We start from the raw sequence: 19912 nt of genomic DNA, 5'->3' as shown, positions 1-19912 counted from the left end.
AGATGCAGCGATAGGATGTAGGCCCCGGCGCGCAGATTTGCGTGCTGGGGTTCTTTTTGCGTGAGGCGGTGACGATGGGTGACGCACCGGTTACGGATTCAAAGGTCGATTTCGGCGCACTTGCGGCGCTGTATAAATGGCCGTCACTTGCCAACCAGCGCCGGCCGGACCGCGTGTCCTACCAGGTGAGCGAGGGCACGCTCGACGAATGCATCTCGGCGTTCATGGAGAAGCCGGCAGCGACCAGGCATCTCTATGAGATCCGCACGGCGGCGCAGCCGCCGCTGGTCACGGATATCCTCTCGCCCGAGCACGTCATCGAGCTCTCGCGCCTGAGAGAATTTCTCTGATTGCGTGCAGACGCCAAAGCTGCACGTGCATGACAAGCTTCATCCACACGCACAGGAACCTTCCTCCGGTTTTTCCAGTTAACGGAGATCGGAAGCCAAGGCGTGAGTGTCCAAGATGCTTAGAGCTGGCGTGCCATCTCCGGTCGTGCCCTATGGCGCAGACCAGACCCTATTCGTGGTGATCGACCGCCGCGACGAGGTGACTGAAATGCGCATCGAGCGGAACGATCTCGAAGTCGCGATCAATGAGCTCGTCGCCGGCTGCTTCAACGATCCGATCAAGGTGATCTCGTTCAACACGCTCGAGCACTGGGTGAAGGATATCTCGCCCGAGATCGCCGCCGAAATCCTGGCGCGCTGTGACATCGACCGCATCACGCTTCCCGACCATCTCAGCGATTTCGTCGAGAGCAACACCTCGTGGGGGATTAAGCGCGCCGATACTTGCCGGCGATGACCTCGATCTCGCGGCGGCGTTCGTCGGCGAAGGCCAGGAGCTTTTCGATCGTCAGCGTATCCGTGATCCGTTTGGCGAGCCGCTCGGCACGCGCGGCCTGATCTTCGAGATACTGGATCGTATTCAAGCGTCCGCCTCCCCAAAAGTCCTGAATTGTTGGGCATCCATGGTGCGTGAGAAGCGGCTAACAGGCGGTTAAGCGGCGGCGCCTTGCATCGACCAATCGCCCCTTACCGCACGACGTCGAGCCTGACATTGGCGAGACCCTTGTCCACCATGCCGAGCGCCTCGGCCGCGGAAGGCGAGATGTCGACCACGCGCCCGCGAACGTAGGGCCCGCGATCGTTGACCCTGACGGTCACGAAGCGGCCGGAGGAAACATCGGTGACGCGCAGCTTCGTGCCGAACGGCAGGCTGGGATGGGCTGCGGTCAGCTCGTTCTTGTCGAACCTCTCGCCGCTCGCAGTCTCCGTATCCGAATAGAAGCTGGCAACGCCATGCGAGCCTGTCCGCGTGCTGCTCCCCGCATCACCGGACGGACGCGCCCGGCTGATCGGCCGTGGATGCAGCGCCGCCACGCGATGCGGCCGCTCGGCCGCGGCCTGCCGGCTGGTGCCGGCGAGATCGGCCTTCTGGCGGCCGACCGGAGATTGCGCGCAGGCCGCGAGCGAGGCCGCGCCAATGATGGCGAGCAGCAACCGGCACGAGGTTGCGGGGGAAATCCGGGCACTTTCGGCACGTGCAAAGCGAGACATGATACGCCCCTCCGAACGGCCTCAAGTTTCGGTGGGCAATGAGGGCAGAACCTTGTCGGAACAAAAGCGGGCCTGAGGCCAGCTTTTTTTCGCACCCGGCTGTGACGATTCCACCACACTGGCGTGTCCTGAATCGGGACAAATCAGCCAAATATCAGCTTGATACAATGCGCCAGACGATCGGGCGCGCCTCCGATTGAGCATCGCTCGCCTCGGCGTCCCCCTTCAGCAGCCGCGCCAGCTCACGCCGATAGAGCCTTCGCCAGCCGGTTTTCAGGCTGGCGAGAAAGTCGAGCTCCCGTTGTGTCAGTGTGCCCATGAACCCGATCCGGTTTCGAGAGGCGCCGTCAGCCGACGAGGCCTTGCATCGGTTTGACATCGGCGCTGCCGGGGAAGACCGTCTCGGCGAGCACCTTTTCCTCCACGCGCAGATGATCCCTGAGCAGACCCTTCAGCACGGCGCGCAAGTCGGTGGTCGGCTTGAGATCGCGGTCCTCGAAAAGCTGCGCCGGCTTCAGGCCCGGCCAGTCCGCGATCACGCGGCCACCGGCGAGCCCGCCACCGATGAGGAAAGCGACCGTGCCCGTGCCGTGGTCGGTGCCCTGCGTGCCGTTGATGCGTGCGGTGCGGCCGAACTCGGTGACGACCACGACCACCGTCTCGCGCCAGGCTTCGCCCATGTTGGTCTCGATCGCGGCGAAGGCGCCGTCGAGCGCGCCGAGCAGATTGTAGAGCTGGCCCGAGGCCGCGCCTTCGGCGATGTGCGTGTCCCATCCGACGAAGCCCATGGCGCCGACGCGCGGGCCGTCGGGCTTTGCAAGATAGCGCGCGGCGGTGCCGGCCGCTTCGGCGAAATAGGCGCGCACGCGTGCGATGCCGGGAGGCGCCAGCGTCGGATCGTCCGACATCGGATCGCCGGTCCCGATCGCGCCGTCGAGCGAGGCGAGCTTCATGCGCGCCTGAAGCACGCTCGCAAGCTTCGGATCGGTGTGCTGGTAGAGATCGAGCAGGCGATTCTGCGTGTCCTGGCTTGCCGGCAAGAGTTTCTGCGGCACCCATGTCATGACCGGCGCGGAGCCGCGCACCACCAGCGGCGTCACCGAGCCGATGCCGAGCGCGCGACTGCCGCGCGGATCGACGCGCCCGCCGGATTCCAGTGCGACCAGCGCGCGGTTGAGCCATCCCGACGCGGTCGCGCCGGGTCTGGTGAACCCGCTCTCGAGCACGTCCTGGCCGTCGAAATGCGAACGCTCGCGATAGGGCGTGGCCGCGGCGTGGACGATCGAGGCCTTGCCGCTCTTGTAGAGCCTGTGCAGGTTCGGCATCGCCGGATTGAGCGCGAAGAAGGCATCGAGCGGCAGCGCCGGCGGCTTGCCATCCAGCACCAGCGCGCGATCGCCGCGCAAGGAGATCCAGTCGGGATCGCCGACCGGCGCGACCGCACCGAGACCATCGAGTGCGCCGCGCAGGACGATGACGAGCAGGCGTGGATCGCGCCCTTCGGCGCGCGCGATCCGCGGCATCTGACTCCAGGCGAACAGGGTACCGGAGCCGATCAGAAGCTCGCGCCGCGTGGGCAAATGATTGTCAGAGCCCATGGTCACCTCCTCTGGAAATCCGCCGACATGAACAGCAGCGCGAGCGCCTGCTGCCGGCTCTCGGCGCGGCCGACCGCCTGCTTCACCTCGGGCGCGATCTTGGATGCGAAGACGTCTTCGATGATGACTTGCGGATCGGCCATGCCGGTGATGCGTTCGGCAAAATTATTGGCGACGTCGAGCCGCCGGCCGACTCCGTCGATCCAGCTCGCCTCGTCGTCCGGATAGCCCTTCGGCGCCGGCGGGCGCCACAGCGCCTCGCCGAGAAGTTCCTGGCCGCCGGTATAGCGGACAGGATCGACGCTCGTGATGCCGGTTGCGCGGGCCATGCCGACCACCCATTCGCCGGGACGCTTGAGCTTTGACGGCGGCCCGCGCCAGGCCTCGTCCGACGACACCATGGCGATCGCGACCTGCTTGAGATCGCCCTCGGTGTCGCGAAAGGTTTTCGCCATCTGCTCGACCAGCGCCGGCCGCGGCTCGTCGGCGACAAAATGGCGCGCGAGCTTGGAAGCGACATGGGTCGCGGTCGCCGGATGCGCGGCGAGATCGCGCAGCACGGCGCGGCCCTGCTCGGCATCCTCCTGCTCGTAGCGCTTGCCGAGCACCGTCTGTCCGCCGGGTTCGTGCAGCCGCGGATTGAAGGTGAACTCGCCGCCATGCTGGGGATCGGCGCCGGGCGGCAGCAGCGTCCAGCCGGTCAGGACGTTGGCAAAGCTGATCACGTCGTCCTGGGTGTAGCCGGTGCGCACGCCGAGCGTATGCAGTTCCAAGATCTCGCGCGCAATGTTCTCGTTGAGGCCGCGGCTGCGGTTGATGCCGGCGGTCGAGTTCGCGCCCATCGAGTTGAGATTGTCGAGATAGAACAGCATCGCCGGATGCCCCTCGACGGCCAGCAGGAGATCAACGAAGCGGCCGAGTGTGTTGACGCGAACGGCTTCGCGCTCATAGGCGCCGGACATGCTCTGGATCTTGTTGGCCGAAACGCAGAAATGGTTGGACCAGAACCAGACCAGCCGCTCGGCGAAGCCGATGTCGGCTGCGAGCGCAGCCTCGGTGCGCAGCTTGGCTTCCTGCAAATAGATCGGGCGCCCGGGATCGGGAATGGCCTCGGCCGCTTGCTTGGCCGCCATCTCGGCGGCGTCCTTCTCGGAACTCTGGCCCTGTGCCTGTCCTTGCGTCTGATCTTCGGACATGACGGGCACCGCAGCCATCTGCTGCTTCTTGGCCTGCTGCTGCGCCTGTTTGGCGCGTGCCGTGCGCCGCGCATTGGCGTCGGCCACGGTGCGGAACGCCTTTGCGCTGGTGGGAAGGGCGGCCGCGGCGGTCAGCACCAGCGGCCTGTCGAGTTCGGCGATCAGCGCGCCGCGCGGGTCGGTGCCGACGGCGGCGATCGATCCCGGTCGCGGCCCCATCCCGAAGCGATGAAGCGCCAGCACGGAATCGGCCTTTGCGGAATTGCTCATGGCGAACGCCCAATTCTTTCGTGCCTGCCCGGCGGCGGTGCCTTGCTAGGCTACGAGCCGTAATGCTACGTAACGTAGCATTGTCGACGTGGGCCGACAAGCGGAGATTGAGGCATTGCCATCGAGGACTCGGGAGCCGCCAGTCTGACGGACGGGCGGCCGCAACAATCCTAGAAGTTGGGCCCGAGCGCGATCTTGGTGATCGTGCCGTTCCTGACGCCGATGCGCCACTCCGCCGAGCCGTTGGCGAACTGGGCGATGTAGATGTCGCTGTCGAGCGCGGTGACGCCGCGGAAGGAAACCGCACGCAGCTCCCCGAGTCGTGCCAAAATCGCCTGGTCGAACGGAAGCTGCTGACGGGTGATGTCAGCGACTTCCGACGTCATGCGCTCGTAGTCCGGCTGGCCCTTGCCGACGCCCTCGATGTAGCGGCGCAACATCTCCTCGCCATTGGCGATCGGAACGGCACGGCGCGCGGCACGCCCCGGCTTTGCGCCGATGTTCGAAGCTTCGACGTTGTGGAAGCGCGTCTGCCGGCCCGGTATCAAGACCTCAAGACAACGCCCCGACTTGTCGGCAATCACCCAGGGACTGTTCACAGTGGTCGTGGACGCCCAGGACATGTTGGGCCTGACCACGCTCTGCGCCTTGCGATTGCCGTCGGCATCGAGATTGAAGACGCGGATGTCGTCACCCATCTCGTTATAGACCATGATCCGGATCGGCGAGGTGCCGGCGCGACCGCGCACATTCGCCTCCTCCGCGCAAGGCACGATGCCACCGAGCTCGTCATTGCCGTCGGCGCGGAAGATGACGTCGCCGGCCTTGCCGTCGGGCTCGAGCAGCAAGCGGAATTCCGCCGTGCCGTTCTCGAACTTGGCGCCATAGATGTCGTAGCCGCCAGGCCCGACGCCGCGGAAGAACAGCGACTCCACCGGGCCGAGAGCGACGAACGTCGCGTGCAATTCGTCGACCTGACGGTGGACCTTGGCAGCGAGCGGTGCGCTCATCCGATCGTAATTCGGCGTGCCGTGGCGCAGGTCTTCGATCCCGCGCAGGATCATCTCCTTGCCGCCAGCGACGGGAACCTGCTCGCGGAAGCGATCCGGCACTTCCGCAATGCGGCGCGCGAAGTCGGCCTCGATCGCCTGCGCCACAGCCGCGTCGATCCGCGGCGCAAGACGGGCGCCGAAGACCGCGTTCTGGACCAGCACGCGCGAGACCTTGGCCTGGTCGTCACGCAGGAAGATCAGGAGATTGTCGCCATGGATCGAGAAGACGTCGGCACCTTCGGCGAGAAGCGCCGCCCGGCCCTGCACGGTTTCCTGCACCTGGAGCCGATCCCCGTCGCGGCGCACCGTGAGCACGCGGTTCGGCGCGACCCTGTACCAGCCGACATACTGGTCGAGTGATACGGAATCGGTGGCCGCCGTCGGCATCTCGGCGATGCGAACCGCGCGAATGTCGCGGCCGTTCATGCGCAGGATCAGCTCGGCGGAGCGGCGCTCCGCATCGAGCGGGATGGTGATCTCGCCGGACGAGGCGGCGTAGGAGGCGGTGCCGTCATTGCCAACCGTCAGGCGCAATTTGCGCTGCCCGGTGAGCTGGCCATAGAGTTCGTCACCCTCGCGGAAGATGGCGAAAACCGAGGCCGGGCCCATCGCGTAGAAATTGACGAAGGGGCGGTAATGTTGGGCCGGCACTTCACCGAGATCCGCCGCGACGGGCGCGGGATCCGGCGTGCGATAGGCGATCATGCCGGCGGACACGATCACGACCGGAACGATCGCGGCCGTGATCCACAGCCGCTTGCGCCAGCCGACCGCGACGGGCATCGCGGCAGCCGCGATGATGCGCTCGATGCGGGCGCGCACGGTCGAGGCCCGCGCCATCGCGAGCTCCATCGGCCGCGGCTTCACGCCGGTTGCGACATCGAGCAGGATTTCCGCATAGGACAGCCGGTCGTCGATCACCTCGATCGCCTGGGCGTCGCTGATGATCTCGGCAAGCTCGGCGAGCCGCGCGAGCTGCCACCACGGCAACGGACTGAACCAGAACACCGCGCGGTTGAGCGACGCGAGCAAGAGGACGTAGAAGTCGCGATTGGCGACATGCGCGCCCTCATGCGCGAGCACAGCGAGGCGCTTCTTCGCGTCCCAGCCGGAGAATTGCGGCGGCACCAGAATGGTCGAGCCGAAGGTGACGGGGCCGCCGACGTCGCGACTGATCCGCACGTCGGCATCGATCATGTTGGGGGCGCTCATCGGCATCGCCGCCCGTGCCAGGCGCCAGGTCAGGCAGAGGCCGATGGCGAGCCGCAGCAGCAAGAAGCCGGCGACGCCGGCATAGACGATCGTGGCCACCAGCCACCAATCGATCGACACAGCACTCCTGGCCGGCGGCGCAATGGCCGCACCGGGCGCAATCGGCAACGCCGGCTGCGGCGTCTCCAGCATCGAAATATCGGTTGGCCAGAATTCGTCCGGCACCGGCACGGACAGGGGCAGCCGGTCGATGGTGAGCGTCGGCCAATGCATCACGAAGGGCATCGCGAGCGAGGCCAGCAGCACGACGACCCACGCCGTCATGTGAACGTGCGGATTGCGCACGCGAAACAGGTTGAGACCGAACCAGACGACGCCTCCCAGCACAAAGGAGCGCAGCGCCGCCTCAGCCAGAGTTGCGATCATTCTTTCTTCACTCCCCTCGCCTTCTTCGCCTTGGCCACCTGGTCGGCCAGCGTGCGCAATTGCTGCTGGTCGAGCATCGCATTGTCCACCATGCCGACGAGGACCTCTTCCATCGAGCCGTTGCAGAACCAGTCGACGATGCGCTGCACCGCCTTGGCGGCAACCCGCGAGCGCTCTTCGGCCGCGCGGTAGACATAGGTGCGTCCGTCCACGGTGTGGTTGGCATAGCCCTTTTCTTCGAGCCGGCGCAGCACCGTGCGGACGGTGGATTCCTTCAGACGCCGCGACAGCCGTTCGCGCACGACCTCGGCCGTAACAGGACCATGGGCCCAAACCAATTGCATGACCTCGTGCTCGAGGTCGCCCAGTTCGGGCAAACGATCGTCCATGGCATCTGACCTTACGGATTGAGTCTTCTTGTAACGCTACAGAGCGTCGCATATGCAACCGCGCCGCGCAACGGCGATTCCACCTGAAATGGTATCGCCGTGCTGACCTAACCGGGGGGCCGGTAACGGCATGTCGTCGTCATGCCCGGGCTTGTCCCGGGCATCCACGTTCTTCGTGCTGCGAGGCAAGACGTGGATGGCCGGGACATAGGCGAGCGGAAGCGACGCCGTCCTTCGGACGGCTATGCCCGGCCATGACGGCGTGGAAGCATTCAGTACTTCGGCTCGTACATCTGCGACTGGACCAGGGCCTTCACGTCGTTGGGCGCGGGGCCGTCGGCGAGCCCGCGCTGATAGGCGACGTCTGCCACTGCGGCGGCAATGCGGACCGAGACTTCGCGGATGCGGGGGAGTGCCGGATAGAGGCTGCCCTGCGCGAGGTCCTCCTTGCCGACGCAATCGGCGAGCGAATGCGCGGCGGCCATGAACATCTCGTCGGTGACGAGGCGCGACCGGGTGGCGATGACGCCGAGGCCGACGCCGGGGAAGATGTAGGAGTTGTTGCCCTGGCGCGGCACGAAGGTGCGGCCGTTGAGCTTCACCGGGTCATACGGGCTGCCGCAGGCGAACAGCGCGCGGCCCTCGGTGTAGCGATAGGCATCCTCTGCCGAGCATTCGGCCTTCGAGGTCGGATTGGAGAGCGCGAACACGATCGGATGTTCGTTGAGTTCGGCCATCGCCTTGAGCACGTCGGGCGTGAAGGCGCCGCCGACCGCGGCGACGCCGATGATCGCCGTCGGCTTCAGCGTCTTGATCGCGGTGAGGAAGTCGGTGATCGGCGCCTGGTCGGCATGCGCATAGCGGAGCTTGTGACCGGACAGACCATCCCGACCGCTGACGACGAGGCCGCGGGAATCCACCAGCCAGTTGCGGCGGAGCGCCTCGGCCTCAGTGGCGCCCTCGGCCATCATGGCGGAGACCACGAGATCGGCGATACCGGTCGCCGCCTCGCCCGCACCGAGGAACAGGATTTTCTGATCCCTCAGCTTGCCGCCGGAGATGCGCAGGCCCGAGAACAGGCCGGCAAGCGCCACCGCCGCGGTGCCCTGGATGTCGTCGTTGAAGACGCAGGCTTCATCGCGATATTTGTGCAGCAGCTTGAACGCCGCGTGATTGGCAAAATCCTCGAACTGGATCAGCACGCCCGGGAACGTCTTTCGCGCGGCGACCATGAATTCGTCGACGAAGCTGTCATAGGCCTCGCCCGTGAGCCGGCGCTCGCGCAGGCCGAGATAATAGGGATCGTTGAGCAGCTCTTCATTGTTGGTGCCGACGTCGAGCACAACAGGCAGGCAGTGCTCGGGATGCACGCCGGCGCAGGCCGAATAGAGCGAGAGCTTGCCGACCGGAATACCCATGCCGTTGGCACCGAGATCGCCGAGGCCCAGGATGCGCTCGCCATCGGTCACCACGATCAGCCTGGCCGGATAGGGCCAGTTCTTCAGGATCTCCGCGATCTGGCCGCGATCGCGCGAGGAGATGAACATGCCGCGCGGCCGCTGGAAGATCAGGCCGTATTTCTGGCAGGCGAGCCCGACGGTCGGCGTGTAAATGATCGGCTGGATCTCGTCGATATTGTCGACCACGACGCGGAAGAACAGCGCCTCGTTGCGGTCATGCAGCGCATTCAGCGCGACATATTTTTCGAGATCGGTCGGCAGCATGCGCAGGTTGGTGAGCACGCGATCGACCTGCGTCTCCATCGTCAGCACGCAAGGCGGCAAGAGACCGCGCAGGCCGAGCGCGGCGCGCTCCGCCTCCGTGAAGGCGGTGCCCTTGTTGAGCAAGGGATCGCGCAGCAGCGTCATGCCGTGCGATTGATCGGACGATGGCGACTGGGCAGCGACCCGGGCAGGTCTATTCACGAATTCCCCCAAGGAGTTTCTTATTGAACAGCAAGCATTGTCGGCCAGCGCTCCCCGGAGATCAAGGACATAGGACTCATGTGTCGATGATGATCTCGCACCGCAGCGAGAATTTTAGTGCAGATCGCAGATCAGCGCGAGGCAAAGGTTAACGCCGCAAACTCGCTCTCCTCATGGTGAGGAGGCGCGCCAGCGCCGTGTCCGGACGATGCTTTGCATCGCCGGGCGAACCATGAAGGCCCCCGATCTCGCCCGCAGCCATCCTTCGAGACGGCCGCTCCGCGGCCTCCTCGGGATGAGGAGCAGTGCTCGTGGCGCCGCGCTGCTATTCGGGCTTGATATCGGCGGCCTTCACGATCGGCCACCATTTCTCGGTCTCGGCCTTCTGGAAGGCCGCGAGTGCCGCAGGCGACTGCTGATCTGGCGGTGGAATCTCCTGCCCCAATTCGCCAAAGCGCTGCTTGACCGAGGGATCGGCGAGCACGGCGACGATGGCCGCGTTGAGCTTTGTGACGATGTCCTTCGGCGTGTTCTTCGGTGCTCAGATGCCGTGCCAGTAGGAGATGTAGAGGCCGGGCAGCCCCGCCTCGTCGACCGTCGGAATATCGGGTGCGGATGCAAGCCTTGTCGGCGAGGTCACGGCGAACGCCTTGATCGCACCGTTCTTGTATTGCGGCAGCGAGTTCGAGGCCTGGTCGAACATGATGTCGATCTGGCCGGCCACGAGATCGATCATGGCGGGCCCCGCGCCGCGATAGGGCACGAACTGGAAGTCGGTCCCGGTCTTCGCCTTGAAGAAGACGCCGGCGACATGGGCGCCGGTGCCGGCGCCGGCCGTCCCGGCGGTGGCCTTGCCGGGGTTGGCCTTCAGCCACGCGATCATCTCTTTCAGATTGCCCGCCTCGAGCGACTTCCGGCCGACGATGAGCTGCGTCCCCATCGCAATCGTCGCGACCGGTTCGAAATCGGCGATGACGTCGTAGGGCAGCTTGAAGATCGCACCATTGAGCACATGCGTGCCCCAATGGCCGATGGTGATCGTCGAGCCGTCAGGGGTTGCGCGCGCGACGCGGGCGCCGGCGATGCTGCCGGAGGCGCCCGCGACGTTCTCGACCACCACCGTCGTGTGCAGTTCGGCAGCGATTCGTTCGGACAGGATTCGCGCCAGCGTGTCGGTCGGCCCGCCCGCCGCGAACGGCACCACGAGCGTAATGGGGCGCGATGGAAAGGGCTGGGCGCTTGCCGGCGCAGTCCCTGCCGCGCATCCGATCAACACGCCAATGACGATCAGATGACCGCGTAGTCCGGCCCACAGCCCCCGCATCGTTCTCCCCCAGCCTTTTTGCCGCCCGCATGTTGTCAGCGGGCTGAAGCCGGAGTGAACGCTGCCGCCTGCGCCGAGGCAAGGGGGAAGTTCGTCGAGCCTCTACCCGGCCGCCCGCCGCGGCGTCAGGGTGGACGCGTTGTCTGCCGGCGGCGCGATCTGCATCAGGATGGTCTGGGTCGCCGACGCGACCTCGATGCCGTTCTGCTGGAAGCGCTGCTTCATGCGGCGGTTGAACTCGCGCTGGACCGGCCAGCGGCCGGCCTCGGTGCAGCGGATCTGGCCGACGATCGACACCATCGCGCCATCGACCTTGTCGACGCCCCAGAGCTCGAGGTCGCCGCGGATCAGCGCGCGGAATTCACCCTCGCGGCGCATCTCGTCGACGATGTCCTTGAGGATCTGACCGGCGCGGTCGGTGTCCTCCCTGTAGGCCACGTTGACGCTGACAGAGGCGTTGCCGGCACCGCGACTGGCATTGGTGATGGTCGTGACCGCGCTGAACGGCACGATGTGCACGGCGCCGTCGCCCGCGCGCAGGCGGATGGTGCGGATCGAGACGTTCTCGACGATGCCTGTGAGCCCCGACACGCTGACATTGTCGCCCACCTGCACCGTGTTCTCCAGCAGCAGGAACAGGCCGGTGATGAGATCCTGCACCAGTTTTTGCGAACCGAAACCGATGGCGATGCCGACGATGCCGGCGCCTGCGAGCAGCGGGGCGACATTGACGCCGATCTCACTGAGCGCCGTGAGGCCGACGACGGCGGCGATCACGCAGAGCAGCGCCGTGCGCAGCATCGGCTGGAAGGTCCGCAGGCGCGCGGCGCGGGCGTAGTGCCCATCGCGGGACAGCGCATTGATCTGGCGATCCAGCAGCGCGTTGCTGATTTCCCAGATCGCCGCAGCGACGAATACGGCGACGCCGATCGTCGCCACGGCCGAGATCAGCCGGCTGCCGATCTGGCCGCCATAGAACCAGACGATGGCGTCCACGCCCCAGACTTCGAGCACGGCCACGAAGCCGATAAAGGCGATCACGCCAGATACGATCTTGCGCAGCAACGGCAGATAGCGGTTGGCCCGGATTTCCAGCCCCGGAAAGCGCTGGAGGATCTCCGGCTTGATGCGGAAGCCACGGTCGATCAGGCCCAGTGTCAGCATGATGGCGACGCGCGTGATCAGCGCCACCACGATGGTGCCGACGAAATATTGCAGCAGCAACGCATAGCCGTTGCGGATGTTGAGCGCCCACACGGCCCACAGCGCCAGATCGAGCGCGATCGCGAGATAATGCCAGCCACCGGCGATGCGGTTGCGCAGGCGCGCCGCAATCCCCGGCCGCTCGGCGGGCGCGCGAATGGCTTCGGCGACCTGGCGGCGGCATTGCAGGATGATGACGACGATGAAGAGATGCACCACCAGCATCACCATGCGCAGCAGCGCGGCGTAGCCGGCGCGGTGCAGACCGAGCAGCAGCGCCACATTGGCAAAGGCGATGCCGGAGACGCCGACACCGACGATGCGCCGAGCCCAGATCTCGATATAGGCCGCGGTCTCGGCCCGAACCGGAAACAGGCCGAACGGCCCCGCCAGCGCGCGGACCACGCAGATGAGCCCGCGCGAGAACGCATAGGCGTTGACGACCGCCAGGATCACGAGGCGGACGGTCGTGGGCTCGCCGATCTCCGTTCCGAGCAGCGCGGTGGCGATGCCCACCAAAATGAACACGGGAAGCAGTTCGAGCGCCAGGCGCCCCAGCACGAAGGGCAGCCGCAGCAGGACTTGCCAGATCCGCACCAGACCGTGGCGTCGCTTGTGCAGTTCGGGCTCCGGGGTGACATCGGCCACCGATGACGGCGGATCGGCAACGGGCAGCGCCTGCGCCGGCAGATGCGCGGCTTGCGGCACGCGTCCTTCCAGGAACGCGACCGGACGGCGGATCAGACGAAAGATCACCCATTCGGCGGAGAGAGCGCAGCCGAGCACCAGCGCGAGCTTCCAGGCGATCTCGATCAGGAGATTGTAGGCCGCGGGATCGTTCGCGGTCCGCATGATCCAGTAATAGAAGGCCGGGAAGTTTGTGAGCGTCCGCGCCACGCTGGCGATCTCACCCGATATCTCGCCGATCTCCTCCGATACCGTGAGCAGGAGCTGCGCACCGAGGCCGTCAGCCGAAAGCGGGATCGGCGATTTCTGCTCGGGCGCGGACGGCGCAGGCTGCGGCTGACCCGATACATTCGCGATCGCGCGTAGCGTGTCGATCATCTGCGCGCGTTTCTGGTCGTCCTGCAGCGTCTCCAGCGCGCGCCTGGCCTCGTCCGGCGACAGCGTCGCCGCAGCATTGGTCGCCGGCGCACGCTGCTCGGCGTGGGCGCCGGCGAGAGACGAGATGGCGAGGAAGAGCGCTGCGAGGAGCGCCGAGGCAAGCTTATGCGACACGAGGATTCCTTGAAAAAATGAATGCGCCGGCGGCGACGGGGCCGTCACCGCCGAAGCACATGCGTCATGTCGGATCGTTGTTATTCGCCCCGGCGCTGTGTCGGAAGTTGGCCAAGGAGGCGACATTCTCTTGGCATTTGCCGCGATGCAAGAAACAGGAACCCCGTTTCCGACACAGCGAAATACCGGCTCGCGGGCGTGCGTCGATACAGCGCGATGCGCACACCACAACCTCTCCCGTCATTCCGGAATGGTTCCGGAACGACGGCGAGGAGGAGGAGGAGGAGGAGAAATAAAGCGTGATGCCATTCGCTCCGCGCGACCTCGACAGGACGGATGCGAGAGCGTTCAAAGCACAGCGCCGGGCAGGTAGGGGCCTTGCCTCACTGATGGAGCCCACTAAACCTTGACCCGGCGTGCCGTTCGCGGTTTCTGCCGCTATGCGATAGTCCGAACGAGCTCCATCGCACTTAACGCGGCTGGATCTGCGGAGGTGGTGTCATAGACCTCCCCTTGCTCATGAGGTGGACGTTGCGCGTCGCGTATTCGCGACCACTGCGATGCTCCTCCCGAGACACAAAACTGTCAAGCGGGATCGATGCCTTTGATATCACATTTGGGGAAGTGTTCCAGGCTGTTCCCGCGACGGATTGGCCGCATGAGGCGGCGGAATAAATCCCTTACAGCTGCGTTTGTGTCGAAGAGAATATCCGCCTCTCCCTTCATTCTTTTCCAGAAAGCCAGAGATGAAAGCATTCATTCGCATCGCCGTTCTCGCGACCCTCGCGACCGGATCAGCGTTCGCGCAAACCCCGCCGCAGACCTCCACCAGGAAGGTGGACGGCACCGACAACGTCTACATCTTCCGCTATGGCGGCCATCAGTCCATGTTCGTGGTAACGCCGAAGGGCGTGATCGCAACCGACCCGATCTCCTACTTGCGACCCGCGAAGCCCTATATCGACGCGATCAAGGCGGTCACCGACAAGCCGATCAAATACGTCGTCTACAGCCATCATCACTACGACCACATCGCCGGCGGCCAGCCGTTCAAGGAGCTCGGCGCCACCTTCATCGCCCACCGGCGGACCAAGGAGCGTCTACTCGAGCTGAAGAAGCAGAATTCGCTGCTCGCCGACGTCGTGATGCCGGATCAGGTGGTGGACGACAAGAAGAGCATCACGCTCGGCGGCACCACGCTGGAGCTGAACTATGTCGGCCGCAACCATTCCGACAATTCGCTGGCGATGCGGCTGCCGAAGGAGAAGATCGTGTTCGTCGTCGACTTCGCACCGATCGAGTCATTCCCGACAATGCCTCGCCGCTGGAGTACATTGCCTCGCTGAAGAAGCTCGCTTCGCTCGACTGGGAGCGCATGATCCCCGGCCATCCCAATGCCGGTGGACGCTTCGGCACCAAGAAGGACATCGAGGACGACATCGCCTACATGGAGGACCTCTCCGCCGAGGTGAAGAAGGCGGCGGACGCCGGCAAATGCTTCGACACCGCGATGAAGGAGGTCAAGCTGCCGAAATACGAGAAGTGGGCGAATTACGAGACCGCCCTTCCCGCCAATGTCGAGCGCTTCTGCTACTGGTGGGGACGCGGGTACTAAGGGACGGCGTACACAGACGCGACGAGCTTCGCTCGCGCTGAGATCGCAGGGTGCGCAAAGGCGCGTCTGCGCCGTGCCTACCACCTCTATCCAGTCGAAGATCGGTGGGCACGCTTCGCTTTGCCCACCCTACGAGATCAGAGATCGCGGCTACGAACTACGGCGGCCACCTCGCTTTTGCCCACCCGACTCGGTCCACGGCGATGGTGGCATCATGCCCCTGTTTTGCCCGACGAGTCAAACGCGTTTCGTAAAATCCGCACGGCGCAGGACCCATCGCCAAGCCATTGATTCCGCTGGCACCGGCTACTGTGCATGGGGTTGTTTTCGCATTTTTTGTCCACGGCCGGCTCAGCCGCCTAGAGAAACATGTCTGCCAGGTCGACCGTCGAGGACTTGCCGATCTGGTCGAAGTTTCGCGCCAGCCAGCTTCGCGCCGCCTCGCGGCCCTCATCGCGCAGGCGACACAACAGGCTCCATTCGGGGTGGAACTGCGTGGCCGTGCCGAGCTGCGACATCAACTGGTCGTTGCCAATCCAATGCATGTACATGCGGCTATGCCTGTCGCTGTCGAGCTCGCCGTTGTCGATCAGCCGCGTCGCGAAGGCGATCGCGCGCATCTCGCGCATCAGGGACGAATTGAAGCTGATCTCGTTGATGCGGTGGAGGACATCGGCTGCACTGGTCGGCAGCTCGTCGCGCCGGATCGCCGTGACTTGCACGATGATGACGTCGTGACTGCCCTTGCGGTAGATCAACGGATAGATCGCGGGATTGCCGAGATAGCCGCCATCCCAATAATGCTCGCCGTCGATCTCGACGGCCTGGAAATAGGGCGGCAGGCAGGCCGAGGCGAGCACGGTTTCCGCCGTGAGAAGCGGGCTCTGGAACACCTTGATCTTGCCGGTGCGAACGTTGGTGGCGTTGAGAAACAGCTGCGGCGCCCCCGGCGAGGAATTGAGCCGGTCGAAATCGACCACGCGCTGAAGCAGCGCGCGGAGCGGATTGAAATGAAAGGGATTGAGCAGGTTCGGCGGCAGCGTGTGCGTCAGCGTGTGGATGAAGGCGTGGACCGGATGATATTCCGGCGGCAGCCTCAAGGCCTGGATCCACTGGTTCAGCGGCGACATCAAATCGTACGCCATGTCCATGCGCGACACTTCGTACCAGAATGCGTGCAGGCTCTCCCGCGCGGCCTCCGCGCCTCCGTTCGCCATGCCGGAGGCCATCGCCACCGCATTCATGGCACCGGCACTGGTAGCGCTGATCGCCTCGATCGCGAGCCTGCCGTCTTCGAGCACCTGGTCGAGCACGCCCCAGACGAAGGCGCCGTGCGCGCCGCCGCCCTGGAGCGCGAAGTTGACGGTCTTGCGGTCCGCGGTCCGGTTGGCTGTCACTTTGCTTGCTTCTTGCCTCCTGTCCCCTCTTTCTCCAGTGCCTTGCGCACCTCCTTGAACTCTTCCAGCGAGGCCTTGTCGGCCCGGGGAAAGCGCAAGTCGAGCTTTTCGAGCGCTGCATTGATCACCGAGCCGATCACGACGCGCGCGAACCATTTGTGATCGGCGGGCACGATATACCACGGCGCATGAGACGTTGCCGTGTGGCGGACGATGTCCTGATAGACGGCCTGGTAGCGCGGCCACAGCGCGCGCTCCTTGATGTCGTCCATCGAGAATTTCCACTGCTTGGCGGGCTGCTCCAGCCGGTCGAGAAAGCGCTGACGCTGCTCGTCCTTGGACAGGTTGAGAAAGAACTTCAGCACCACGGTGCCGTTGCGGGAGAGGTAGCGCTCGAAGGCGGAAATGTCCTCGAACCGCTCCTTCCAGATGTTCTTGGTGACGAGATTTTGCGGCAGCTTCTCCTTGGCGAGGATCTCCGGATGCACGCGCGTCACCAGGCACTCCTCGTAATGCGAGCGGTTGAAGATGCCGATATGGCCGCGCTCGGGCAGCGCGATGACGTGGCGCCAGAGGAAATCGTGATCGAGCTCCTTGCTGCTCGGCGCCTTGAAGGCGTGGACATCGCAGCCCTGCGGATTGATGCCCTCGAAGATCGCCTTGATCGCGGAATCCTTGCCAGCCGCGTCCATGGCCTGGAACACGATCAGCAGGGACCAGCGGTCCTGGGCGTAGAGCTTCTCCTGGAACTCGATCAGCCGCTTCTTGTTGGCGTCGAGAATTTCCTGCGCCTTCTCCTTGTCGAGATCGCCCTTCTCGTTGGTCTTGTGCGCCTTGAGGTGAAACTTGCCCGAGCCATCGTAGCGGAATGGCGTGATGTAGCGGTCAAGCTCCTGGGCGAGCGATCTGGACGGCTTCTTGTTCATGAGCGCGGGATACCTTGCGTTGCGGCTTCAGTCGGTCGAGCACGCTACCAAGGATGCCCTTGGGAAGGAATATGATGAAGAGCACCAGCAGCACGCCGTAGACGAGATTGTCCCAGCCGACCGCCTTGGTGCCGAAGCCGATGCGCAAGGTTTCCGCCAGCAGGATCGTGATGACGGCACCGAAGGTCGGACCGAGCGAGACGAACAGGCCGCCGACGATGGCGGCAAACACCATCTGGAGCGACACCGCGATGCCGCTGACCGTGTCGGGCGTGATGAACATCTGGTACTGGCAGTAGATGGCGCCCGCGAGCGCCGTCATCAGCGCGCTCAGCAGCGTGATCTTCAGCTTCTCCGCAGTGACGTCGACGCCGGCGGCGGCCGCGGCGTCCTCGTCCTCCGAGATCGCCTCCAGCGCGTAGCGGCTCATGCTGCGGTCGACCCAGTGCCAGACCACGATGCCGAAAAGCCAGACCCCGAGCGCGATCAAATACCAGGTCGTCTTGTCGTCGAATTGCAGCGCCAGCAGCTTGTTGCCCGCGGCCCGGTTCGGCGTATAGCCGAGCGAGCCCCCGGTATAGTCACGTGTCGCGGTGATGACCTGGAGCACGATTCCTGACAGCGCCAGCGTCACCAGCACGAAATAGTGGCCGGTGATACGGAAGCGGAAGCAGGGATAGCCGACGATCAGCGCCAGCGCACCCGCTGCAACCATGCTGATGGGAATGCCGATCCAGGGCGACCAGCCCAGATGATTCCACAGCAGCGCGGTGACATAGGCGCCGATGCCCATGAAGCCGCCATGGCCGAGCGAGACCAGGCCGAACCGCCCCATCATCGACCAGGACGTGTAGGCGAACGACCAGATCAGGATCAGCACCAGGATGTGCAGATGATAGGGATCGCGATAGACGAAGGGCAGCGCGACCAGCGCCGCCAGTCCCACCGCCCATGCTGCAAGCCGCCCCTGCCCCGTCATCGGCGCCTCGCAAGCAGGCCCGCAGGCCGGATGAACATCATGACGATGAAGAAGGCGAAGGCGAGCACATAGCCCCATTCAAGGTCGGAGAACAGCCCGCCGAGCGAGATGATCTCGGCGAACACGAAGGCGGCAATGAAGCCGCCGATGAAATTGCCTAGGCCCCCGAGCACGCAGATCAGGAAGGTGATCGGGCCGAAGGAAAGACCGACGAAGGGATGCACGTCGTATTGCAGCACCAGCAGGCAGGCGGCGAGGCCTGCGAGCGCGCCGCCGAGCGCCGAGGTGATGAGATAGATCTTCTTCGTATCGACGCCCATCAGCACCATGATCTGACGGTCCTGCGAAATGGCGCGGATCGCGGTGCCCGTGAAGGTGCGGGTCATGAACAGATAGACGGCGACCATGCCGACCAGCGCAGCGAGAAACGACAGGAGTCGTGCGTAACTGAAGTTCATGTCGCCGAAGGCGAGCACCGGCAGACGGATGCCGAGATTGCGGAAGTCGATGCCGAAGGCGACCGTGGCAAAGCTCTGGAGCACGAACAGCACGCCGCCGGTTGCGAGCAGCTGGTTGATCGGCGGCGCGGTGAGCAGCGGCGCGATCACGAGGTAGTGCAAAGCGGCGCCGAGCAGCGCGACCAGAAGAATGGTGAACGGCGCCGCGATGAAATAGCTGACGCCGTAATACTGCACCATGAAATACATGGCGTACATGCCGATCATCACGAGCTCGGCATAGCAGATCCAGGTCACGTCGATGACGCCGAAGATCAGATTGAGTCCGAGGGCGAGCAGCGCCAGCACGCCGCCGAGCAGGATGCCGTTGATCACCGCCTCCAGCAGGTAGACGTCGAAAATATCCAGGATTGCCTGCATGCCCCTGCCCGCCCCTCACACCCCGAGATACGCTTCCTTGACCGTGTCGCTCGCGAGCATCTCGGCCGAGGTGCCTGACGCCCGGATCGTGCCGGCCTCGATCAGATAGGCACGGTCGACCACCCGCAGCACCTGCTGCACGTTCTGCTCGACGATCAGCACCGTCAGCCCGCGGGCGCGGATTCGCTTCACCAGCTCGAACACCTGCTGCACCACGACCGGCGCAAGTCCCGCGGAGGGTTCATCGAGCAGCAGGAGCTTTGGACTGGACATCAGCGCGCGCCCGATCGCGCACATCTGCTGCTCGCCGCCGGACATGGTGCCGGCCATCTGGTGGCGGCGCTCCTTCAGGCGCGGAAACAGGTCGAACACCACCTCCAGCCGCTCGGCATAGTGGCCGCGCGCCTCCTTCATGAAGGCGCCCATCTTCAGATTGTCGTCGACCGTGAGCTGTGGAAATAGCCGCCGGTTCTCCGGCACATGGGCAATGCCGAGGCTGACGATCTTGTGCGGCGGCGTCGCCACGACGTCGACGCCTTCCATCCTGATCGACCCGCGCGAGGGACGGATCAGGCCGGAGATGACGCGCATCAGGGTGGTCTTGCCGGCGCCGTTCGGGCCGATGACGCCGACGGCCTCGCCCGCCTTCACGTCGAGATCGACGTCGAACAGCGCCTGGAACGTGCCGTAGCCGGCGTTGACGGATCGCAGCTCCAGCATC

General features: G+C 64.9%; 18 protein-coding genes and 1 pseudogene. 4 read left to right on the top strand and 15 right to left on the bottom strand.

Annotated features, from left to right (window positions below):
• Nucleotides 1-74: 74 nt before the first annotated feature.
• Entirely contained in the window at nucleotides 75-350 is a 276-nt protein-coding gene (locus XI09_RS00540) for a hypothetical protein (protein ID WP_271565206.1), read from the top strand.
• A 115-nt stretch (nucleotides 351-465) separates the two neighbouring features.
• A complete protein-coding gene (locus XI09_RS00535) occupies nucleotides 466-807 on the top strand; it encodes a hypothetical protein (protein WP_271565205.1) in 342 nt (113 codons plus the stop codon).
• On the opposite strand, the gene XI09_RS00530 is transcribed toward XI09_RS00535, so the two are convergent.
• The 10 genes and pseudogenes from XI09_RS00530 to XI09_RS00485 all read right to left on the bottom strand — a co-directional run bounded on the left by XI09_RS00530 (nucleotide 779) and on the right by XI09_RS00485 (nucleotide 13396).
• On the bottom strand, nucleotides 779-934 hold the full coding sequence (locus XI09_RS00530) for a hypothetical protein (protein ID WP_164936166.1): 156 nt from the start codon (nucleotides 932-934) through the stop codon (nucleotides 779-781). The genes XI09_RS00535 and XI09_RS00530 overlap by 29 nt on opposite strands.
• Nucleotides 935-1037: 103 nt before the next feature.
• The gene (locus XI09_RS00525; RefSeq protein WP_271565204.1) at nucleotides 1038-1562 is read right to left on the bottom strand and encodes a septal ring lytic transglycosylase RlpA family protein; all 525 of its coding nucleotides are present in this window, start codon (nucleotides 1560-1562) and stop codon (nucleotides 1038-1040) included.
• A 154-nt stretch (nucleotides 1563-1716) separates the two neighbouring features.
• Nucleotides 1717-1881, bottom strand: coding sequence for a hypothetical protein (locus XI09_RS00520; protein WP_271565203.1), 165 nt, complete (start codon nucleotides 1879-1881; stop codon nucleotides 1717-1719).
• 28 nt (nucleotides 1882-1909) lie between these two features.
• Nucleotides 1910-3160, bottom strand: a complete 1251-nt coding sequence (locus XI09_RS00515) for a DUF1501 domain-containing protein (protein WP_271565202.1) — start codon at nucleotides 3158-3160, stop codon at nucleotides 1910-1912.
• Nucleotides 3161-3162: 2 nt separating this feature from the next.
• Entirely contained in the window at nucleotides 3163-4626 is a 1464-nt protein-coding gene (locus XI09_RS00510; RefSeq protein WP_271565201.1) for a DUF1800 domain-containing protein, read from the bottom strand.
• 170 nt (nucleotides 4627-4796) lie between these two features.
• Nucleotides 4797-7316: a M56 family metallopeptidase gene (locus XI09_RS00505; RefSeq protein ID WP_271565200.1), complete on the bottom strand. Its 2520-nt coding sequence runs from the start codon at nucleotides 7314-7316 to the stop codon at nucleotides 4797-4799.
• The gene (locus tag XI09_RS00500) at nucleotides 7313-7705 is read right to left on the bottom strand and encodes a BlaI/MecI/CopY family transcriptional regulator (protein ID WP_271565199.1); all 393 of its coding nucleotides are present in this window, start codon (nucleotides 7703-7705) and stop codon (nucleotides 7313-7315) included. The genes XI09_RS00505 and XI09_RS00500 overlap by 4 nt, the downstream gene beginning before the upstream one ends.
• Before the next feature lie 272 nt (nucleotides 7706-7977).
• Entirely contained in the window at nucleotides 7978-9630 is a 1653-nt protein-coding gene (locus tag XI09_RS00495) for an NAD-dependent malic enzyme (protein ID WP_271565198.1), read from the bottom strand.
• A 325-nt stretch (nucleotides 9631-9955) separates the two neighbouring features.
• Nucleotides 9956-10954, bottom strand: a pseudogene (locus XI09_RS00490) (Bug family tripartite tricarboxylate transporter substrate binding protein).
• 102 nt (nucleotides 10955-11056) lie between these two features.
• A complete protein-coding gene (locus tag XI09_RS00485) occupies nucleotides 11057-13396 on the bottom strand; it encodes a mechanosensitive ion channel domain-containing protein (protein ID WP_271565197.1) in 2340 nt (779 codons plus the stop codon).
• 746 nt (nucleotides 13397-14142) lie between these two features.
• Between XI09_RS00485 and XI09_RS00480 the strand changes: the two genes are divergently transcribed.
• The gene (locus XI09_RS00480; protein ID WP_271565196.1) at nucleotides 14143-14742 is read left to right on the top strand and encodes an MBL fold metallo-hydrolase; all 600 of its coding nucleotides are present in this window, start codon (nucleotides 14143-14145) and stop codon (nucleotides 14740-14742) included.
• A 29-nt stretch (nucleotides 14743-14771) separates the two neighbouring features.
• Nucleotides 14772-15011, top strand: a complete 240-nt coding sequence (locus tag XI09_RS00475; protein ID WP_271565195.1) for a hypothetical protein — start codon at nucleotides 14772-14774, stop codon at nucleotides 15009-15011.
• 359 nt (nucleotides 15012-15370) lie between these two features.
• Here the strand turns inward: XI09_RS00475 and XI09_RS00470 are convergent, their stop codons facing one another.
• The 5 genes from XI09_RS00470 to XI09_RS00450 are packed head-to-tail and all read right to left on the bottom strand — an operon-like array spanning nucleotide 15371 to nucleotide 19911.
• Nucleotides 15371-16408 (bottom strand): patatin-like phospholipase family protein, encoded by a 1038-nt coding sequence (locus XI09_RS00470; protein ID WP_271565194.1) that lies wholly within the window; start codon nucleotides 16406-16408, stop codon nucleotides 15371-15373.
• Nucleotides 16405-17334, bottom strand: coding sequence for a polyphosphate kinase 2 family protein (locus XI09_RS00465; protein WP_271565193.1), 930 nt, complete (start codon nucleotides 17332-17334; stop codon nucleotides 16405-16407). The genes XI09_RS00470 and XI09_RS00465 overlap by 4 nt, the downstream gene beginning before the upstream one ends.
• Complete coding sequence (locus XI09_RS00460) at nucleotides 17294-18313, bottom strand: branched-chain amino acid ABC transporter permease (RefSeq protein ID WP_271565192.1); 1020 nt, start codon at nucleotides 18311-18313, stop codon at nucleotides 17294-17296. The genes XI09_RS00465 and XI09_RS00460 overlap by 41 nt, the downstream gene beginning before the upstream one ends.
• On the bottom strand, nucleotides 18310-19191 hold the full coding sequence (locus XI09_RS00455; protein ID WP_271565191.1) for a branched-chain amino acid ABC transporter permease: 882 nt from the start codon (nucleotides 19189-19191) through the stop codon (nucleotides 18310-18312). The genes XI09_RS00460 and XI09_RS00455 overlap by 4 nt, the downstream gene beginning before the upstream one ends.
• Nucleotides 19192-19206: 15 nt before the next feature.
• Nucleotides 19207-19911, bottom strand: a complete 705-nt coding sequence (locus XI09_RS00450) for an ABC transporter ATP-binding protein (protein WP_271565190.1) — start codon at nucleotides 19909-19911, stop codon at nucleotides 19207-19209.
• Nucleotide 19912 lies beyond the last annotated feature (1 nt).

It is taken from the genome of Bradyrhizobium sp. CCBAU 11386, from assembly GCF_028128955.1.
GTDB lineage: Bacteria > Pseudomonadota > Alphaproteobacteria > Rhizobiales > Xanthobacteraceae > Bradyrhizobium.
The sequence above is the reverse complement of the archived record's forward strand: the minus strand, read 5'-3'. Positions and strand labels throughout refer to the sequence as shown.